We start from the raw sequence: 6,615 nt of genomic DNA on the forward strand, positions 1-6,615 counted from the left end.
GTAGACGAGGCGGTCGGCTTGGGGCCGCTCGAGTCGCTGCTTGCCGATCCCGGCATTTCCGAAATCATGGTCAACCGGTATGACGAGCTGTACGTCGAGCGTGACGGGGTTCTGTCGCGGCATCCCGCGGTGTTCAGCAGCGACCGCTCGGTATTGGGCGTCATCGAGCGCATCGTGTCCCCGCTGGGGCGGCGGATAGACGAGAGTTCCCCCATGGTCGACGCCCGACTGCGCGACGGATCGAGGGTCAATGCGATCATTGCCCCGCTCGCGCTCAAGGGGCCGGCGCTGACCATACGCAAGTTTCCCAGCCGTCGCCTGAAAATCGAGGATTTGATCGAACGCGGTTCGCTCGACCAGCATATGGCCAGGTTCCTGCGGCTGTGTGTGGAGCAGCGCAAGAACCTCGTCGTATCGGGTGGAACCGGCTCGGGCAAGACCACGCTATTGAATATCCTGTCGAACTTCATTCCCGAGGGCGAACGCATCATTACCATCGAAGATGCAGCGGAACTGAAGTTGGCGCATGAGCACCTGGTCGCGTTGGAGGCGCGTCCACCCAACATGGAAGGACGTGGCGCCGTTTCTATCCGCGACCTCGTACGCAACGCCTTGCGCATGCGGCCGGACCGCATCGTCGTCGGGGAGTGCCGGGGCGCGGAGGCGCTGGACATGCTGCAGGCCATGAACACTGGGCATGAAGGGTCGCTTACTACCTTGCATGCCAACACGCCGCGGGATGCGATGGCGCGCCTGGAAACCATGGTGCTGATGGCTGGCATGGACCTTCCTCTGGTCGCCATCCGCGAGCAGATCGCCTCGGCCGTCGACATCGTCGTCCAGCAGAGCCGAAGCGCTTCCGGGCAACGCCGGGTGACGTCCATCGTCGAAGTGACGGGTATCGAGAGCGGCCGCATCCAATTGCAGGAACTGTTTCGTTTCGAGCGGGCACGGGCCGCCGAAGCCGGGGCGCCGGGATATTTCCTGGGGTGCGAGCTGATGCCCGGTTTTTTCGACGAGTGGCGGGCGAGCGGAGTCGAGATATCTCCCGAGTGCTTTTGCCAACGCACGCCGGCAGCATCGGCCTCGCGGGGGCTGTCATGAGCGGATGGGCGAACTGGGCCATCGTGGTGGCGGTTTTTGCGAGCGCGGCTTTGTCGGTGTGGGTGGTGCAAGGCCTCGTGCGCGATAGCTTGGCCCGCTATCGCGCCGTTTTTACCGAACGCGCCCGCCTGCGCATGAGCGAATTTTTCTTCTTCATCGATGTACGCCAGCTTTGGTGCGCACACGTCGTTGTCATCTGCGTCATGGCCGTCACCTGCGGGTTGGTGGGGCAAAGTTGGACCTTGGCGGCGGTGGGGGCCGCCGCCGGTGCATGGTTGCCGCGCCGGTTGGCCTCTCATCTGCGGGATCGCCGCCTGCGCCGGTTCGACGCGCAGTTGCCGGACGCTTTGCTTGCCCTGGGCAGCGCTCTGCGGGCGGGCGCCAGTTTGCAAGCGGGGTTGCGCCAGCTCGTCGCGGAAAGCCAGCCACCGCTTTCGCAGGAGTTCGCGCTCATGATGCGCGAGCAGCGTTTTGGCGTAAGCATGGACCAATCGCTCGCGAGCCTGCACCGCCGCGTTCCCACGGAAGCGGCGAGCCTGGTGGTCGCCGCCTTGCGAATCGCGGCAGAGACCGGCGGCAACCTTGCCGAAACCCTGGAGCGGATAGGTGCGACCGTGCGCGCCCGCCTGCACATGGAGGGCAGGATAAGGGCGCTGACCGCCCAAGGCAGGCTGCAATCGAAGGTGGTGGCGGTCTTGCCATGGATGCTGGTCGTCGCACTCCAGAGACTGGAGCCCGACACCATGCAACACCTGTGGACGACGCCCGAAGGATGGGCCGTTCTCGCGCTGGTTGCGGCGCTGGACTTGCTGGGGCTGTGGATGATCGCCCGGATCGTCCGGATAGACATATGAGTGCATGATGTTGATTGCTTCGTTGGCAGGCGTAGCCGTCGCGGCGGCAGCCGCCTTGCTTTATTTCCTCGTGACCGATCCGCCTCCCGGTCAGGAACGAACGGTCGAGGCGCCTCCCACGGCATTCCGGCTCATTTGGCGCCTCATCGTCGCGGCCGCCTACTACAGCCGTCCTTGGATCTCCTGGCAAGGCCGGCGGCAGCTGGAACGCCTTTTGGTGCAGGCAGGGTTGCGCCACGCCTTGGCGCCGGTGCACATCGTGGGGGCCCAGCTGCTTTGCGGGTGTGGCGCCGGGGCGGTGGCCCTGGCGTTCACGGCCGCGGCGGGAGCCGCGATGCACACGGTCGTTGCCGCAGCGGTGATCCTTGCCGCCGCCGGCGCCCTGTATCCCCGCCTATGGCTGCGGGAACGCCGGCGCAAGCGGCGGGTCGCGGTGCTTCGCGCTTTGCCGTTCGTGCTGGACATGACCACGCTGTGCGTCGAAGCCGGCTTGCACGTCGGGGCCGCGCTCCAACAGGCTGCGCAGAAGGGGCCCGCCGGGCCGCTGCGGGATGAATTGCGCCGCGTGCTGGGCGACGTGCGTACGGGCGTGCCTCGCGCGCAAGCCCTGCGGGACATGGCCGACCGGCTCGACGTGCCCGAAGTCCGCGCTTGGGTGAGTACGCTGGCGCAGGCCGACGTCCTCGGCATGAACCTGGCGCCCGCCCTGCGCGCCCAGTCCGAACAGCGGCGTACCGAGCGATTCTTGCGTGCCGAGCAGCTGGCCATGGAAGCGCCGGTGAAATTGCTCTTTCCTCTGATCGCCTGCATTTTTCCGTGCTCGTTCGTGATCATCGCATTCCCCATCGTCATCAAACTGATGGAGCTGGGATGGTGAGCGTGCGGTGGCGATGCGCGACGGGGTTGATGGACAGGATGCGCGGCCTGTTGGGGCAGGCTCCGCTCGCGCCCGGCGAGGCATTGTGGATCGCGCCCTGCCGCGCCGTGCATACGATCGGCCTGGGCGACGCCATCGATGTCATTTTCGTGGACAAGCGCGCACGCGTGCTGCGCATCGTGCATCGACTGCGGCCAGGACGCCTTGCCTGGTGCTGGCGCGCATGGGCGACGATCGAGCTCGCCGCGGGTGAGGCCACGCGCGTGGGCTGGAAGGAGGGGATGGTGGTTTTACCGGGCTGCCTGCTGGAAAGCGCGCAGCCGGGTGCAGGGGCGGACTGAGGAAATGCCCGGGCGGACGTTATGGCTCAGGCGCGTGTTTCGTCCAGCACCCGCTGTGCTTCCTCGCGCACGCGCACGGGCGCGGTGCCGCCCACGTGGGAGCGCGAGGCCACGGAGCCTTCCAACGTCAGCACGGAATGGACGTCTTCGCCCACCGCGGCGTGGAAGGCCTGGAGTTCTTCCACCGAGAGGTCGGCCAGGTCGCACCCGCGTTCCACGCATTTGCGCACCGCCAGGGCCACGGCTTCGTGCGCATCGCGAAACGGCACGCCCTTCTTGACGAGGTAGTCGGCAAGGTCGGTGGCCGTGGAAAAGCCTTGCAGCGCGGCGGCGCGCATGGCTTCCGGCTTGACCTGGATGCCCCCCACCATGTCGATGAAGATGCGCAAGGTATCGCGTACGGTGTCGGCCGTGTCGAACAGGCCTTCTTTGTCTTCCTGGTTGTCCTTGTTGTAGGCCAGCGGCTGGCCTTTCATCAGCGTCAGCAAGGCCACGAGGTGGCCGTTGACCCGGCCGGTCTTGCCGCGGGCCAGTTCCGGCACGTCGGGGTTCTTCTTCTGCGGCATGATGGAACTGCCCGTGCAGAAGCGGTCCGCGAGGTCGATGAATCCAACGCGCGGGCTCATCCACAGCACCAGTTCTTCGGACAGGCGCGAGATGTGGGTCATGATGAGCGCGCCGGCAGCGCAGAACTCGATGGCGAAATCGCGGTCGGACACGGCATCGAGCGAGTTGCGGCACACGCCCTCGAAGCCCAGCGTGCGGGCCACCCTTTCGCGGTCGATGGGATAGGACGTGCCGGCCAGCGCCGCGGCCCCGAGCGGCAGGCGGTTGACCCGCTTGCGGCAATCGGCGAGGCGCTCGGCGTCGCGCCCGAACATCTCGGCATAGGCCAGCAGGTGGTGGCCGAAGGTGACCGGCTGCGCGACCTGCAGGTGCGTGAAGCCGGGCAGGATGGTGCCGGCGTGTTCCAGGGCCAGTGCCGCGAGGGCATGGCGGAGCTGGCGCAGCAAGTCGAGCAGGGTGTCGATCTCGGCGCGCAGCCAGAGCCGGATGTCGGTGGCGACTTGGTCGTTGCGCGACCGACCGGTATGCAGGCGCTTGCCGGCATCGCCAACCAGTTCAGTCAGGCGGCGCTCGATGTTCAGGTGGACGTCTTCGAGGTCGAGCAGCCACTCGAAGCGGCCGGCTTCGATCTCGGCCTCGATGGCGGCCATGCCGCGGCGGATGTCGTCGAGGTCCGTTTGCGTCAGGATGCCTACGGACTGGAGCATCTCGGCATGGGCCAGGGAGCCCTGGATGTCGAATTTGGCCAGGCGTTTGTCGAAGTCCACCGAAGCGGTGTACCGTTTGACGAGGTCGGACACCGGTTCAGAGAATCGGGCCGACCAGGCTTCGGCTTTCTTGGCGAACTGGTCTTGGGGGCGGGAGTCGGTCGGTTTAGACATGGCGCGGATTATAAAGCGGGTTATGGCGGTTACTGAATCTCGGTGGGGCTCCCCGGCAGTGCTCATCGTGGGGCGCGACGCGTCGTTCTGCCGCCGGTTGTCTTCCCAGGTAAAAACCTTGGCGCGGCACATGCCCCTGTGCTTGATGCCACCGGTGGTCGGCGCCGAGCAGGCGCAGCACGTGCGATGCGACGGTCCGGCAGTGGCGTTGCTCGACCTCGGGCTGCCGGACGCGGCGGGCTATGCCCTGGCCCGGCACTGGGAGCGCCGGCCCGGCCTGCAGCTCGTGCTCATCCTGCCTTCCGCCGACTGCCGCTCCGAGGCGGAAACGCTGCGCGCCGTGGATTCGCTGTTGCCTCCCATACGATTGGAGCGCCTGGAGCAAACCCTCTCCCGCGCGCTCCAGGCCATCGGCCCTTTGCATGCCGAAAATGCGCTCCCGGCTTGGAACGGTTCCGGAACGACGGCCTTGGCCGTGGAAGAGGTTGTTTACGTGCGGGCCGAGGGAAAATACGCGTTCCTTCGCACCCGCCACGGCGAGTTCCTGACGGACCGCTCCCTCGCCGAGCTGCTGCGCACGTTTCCCGACCGTTTCCTCCAAGTGCATCGTAGCGCGATCGTGGCGCGCGCCGCCATCGCCGGGGCGTCCCTGGTAACGCCGGAGCTCAGTGGCGGCGACGCCGATCCCTACTGGGAACTGGTGCTGGACGGCGTGCCCGAGCGCATTCCCGTGGCGCGCCGCCGCTGGCCCCAGGTCCGGGACTGCGTGCCACGCAGCGGCGTCGGCTCTTCACTCACGGAGGCGTTTTGACCCAAACAGCCGTCGAATTGGTTGACGATCTCGGCGCCGTCGATCCGTCCGATTGGGACGGGCTGGCCGCCGGCAATCCGTTCGTGACCCATGCGTTCCTCCACGGCCTGCACGCGACTGGCTGCGCGGTGCGGCGCACGGGCTGGCAGCCCACGTACTTGATCATGCGCCGAGGCGGTCGGCTCGTGGGCGCCATGCCGCTCTACGTCAAGGCCCATTCCCGCGGTGAATATGTGTTCGATCACGCCTGGGCCGAGGCATTCGAGCGGCACGGTTTGCCGTACTACCCCAAGCTGTTGTGCGCCGTGCCCTTTACGCCGGTCGGCGGGCCACGGCTGCTCGCCGCATCGCACGAGGATCGCGTGTTGCTGGCGCGGGCAGCGATCGAGGTGGCCCGGCAGGCTGGCGTGTCGTCGTTGCACGTCCTTTTTCCCCGCGAGGACGATAGGCGCGCGTTGCGCGAAGCGGGCTACATGATGCGAGAGGGCGTGCAGTTTCATTGGCGCAACGCAGGCTATGCCGATTTCGACGCCTTCCTGTCCGCGATGAGCCATGACAAGCGCAAGAAGATCCGGCAGGATCGCAAGAAGGTGGCCCAAGCCGGCGTCGGCTTCAGGCACTTGCGAGGCAAGGCCATTACGGCTGAGCATCTTGATTTCTTTTATCGCTGCTACGCGTCCACCTACGCCAATCATTGGTCGAGGCCCTACCTCAACCCGGAGTTTTTCTCGCTCTGGCACGAAGCCATGCCGGACGCGTGGCTGCTCATCGTGGCTGAGCGGGGGGGCGAGCCCATTGCCTGCGCGCTCAATGTGATCGGCGGCGATACCCTGTACGGGCGCTATTGGGGGTGCGTGGAATTCGTGCCGGGCCTGCATTTCGAGACCTGCTACATGCAGGCCATCGACTATTGCATCACGCAAGGCATCTCGGTGTTCGAAGGCGGAGCGCAGGGAATCCACAAGATGTCGCGCGGCCTGTTGCCCGTACCCACGTGGTCCGCGCACTGGATCGCCGATGAGCGTTTCGCGAGCGCCATCGCGGACTTCCTGGAGCGCGAAACCGACGGCATGAACCAGTACCTGGACGAGCTGGAATCGCATACGCCCTTCAAGGCGCCGCTTGGCTGAGGGCGGTGGGGCGCGGGGGCCGGGACGACCAAGGTCCATCCGCCTTATCA

The 6,615-nt window shown here is 66.4% G+C and carries 7 protein-coding genes; 6 read left to right on the top strand and 1 reads right to left on the bottom strand.

The window, feature by feature from the left end:
• The 4 genes from IRZ12_RS14280 to IRZ12_RS14295 all read left to right on the top strand — a co-directional run.
• A partial coding sequence (locus tag IRZ12_RS14280; protein WP_296469639.1) for a CpaF family protein occupies positions 1-1,104 on the top strand: 1,104 nt, incomplete at its 5' end.
• Positions 1,101-1,958 carry a type II secretion system F family protein gene (locus IRZ12_RS14285; RefSeq protein ID WP_296469640.1) on the top strand — a complete coding sequence of 286 codons (858 nt, stop codon included), beginning with the start codon at positions 1,101-1,103 and terminating at the stop codon, positions 1,956-1,958. The genes IRZ12_RS14280 and IRZ12_RS14285, both read left to right, overlap by 4 nt.
• A 4-nt stretch (positions 1,959-1,962) precedes the next feature.
• Positions 1,963-2,835: a type II secretion system F family protein gene (locus IRZ12_RS14290; protein WP_296469642.1), complete on the top strand. Its 873-nt coding sequence runs from the start codon at positions 1,963-1,965 to the stop codon at positions 2,833-2,835.
• Entirely contained in the window at positions 2,829-3,176 is a 348-nt protein-coding gene (locus IRZ12_RS14295; protein ID WP_296469644.1) for a DUF192 domain-containing protein, read from the top strand. The genes IRZ12_RS14290 and IRZ12_RS14295 overlap by 7 nt, the downstream gene beginning before the upstream one ends.
• A 26-nt stretch (positions 3,177-3,202) precedes the next feature.
• Here IRZ12_RS14295 and argH read toward each other — a convergent pair whose 3' ends face one another.
• Entirely contained in the window at positions 3,203-4,624 is a 1,422-nt protein-coding gene (gene argH / locus IRZ12_RS14300; protein ID WP_296469646.1) for an argininosuccinate lyase, read from the bottom strand.
• A gap of 130 nt (positions 4,625-4,754) precedes the next feature.
• Between argH and IRZ12_RS14305 the strand changes: the two genes are divergently transcribed.
• Both IRZ12_RS14305 and IRZ12_RS14310 read left to right on the top strand, forming a co-directional pair.
• Positions 4,755-5,435 carry a LytTR family transcriptional regulator DNA-binding domain-containing protein gene (locus IRZ12_RS14305; protein WP_296469648.1) on the top strand — a complete coding sequence of 227 codons (681 nt, stop codon included), beginning with the start codon at positions 4,755-4,757 and terminating at the stop codon, positions 5,433-5,435.
• Complete coding sequence (locus IRZ12_RS14310) at positions 5,432-6,565, top strand: GNAT family N-acetyltransferase (RefSeq protein WP_296469650.1); 1,134 nt, start codon at positions 5,432-5,434, stop codon at positions 6,563-6,565. The genes IRZ12_RS14305 and IRZ12_RS14310 overlap by 4 nt, the downstream gene beginning before the upstream one ends.
• Positions 6,566-6,615 lie beyond the last annotated feature (50 nt).

It is taken from the genome of Pigmentiphaga sp., from assembly GCF_019689535.1.
Classification (GTDB): Bacteria; Pseudomonadota; Gammaproteobacteria; order Burkholderiales; family Burkholderiaceae_B; genus Pigmentiphaga.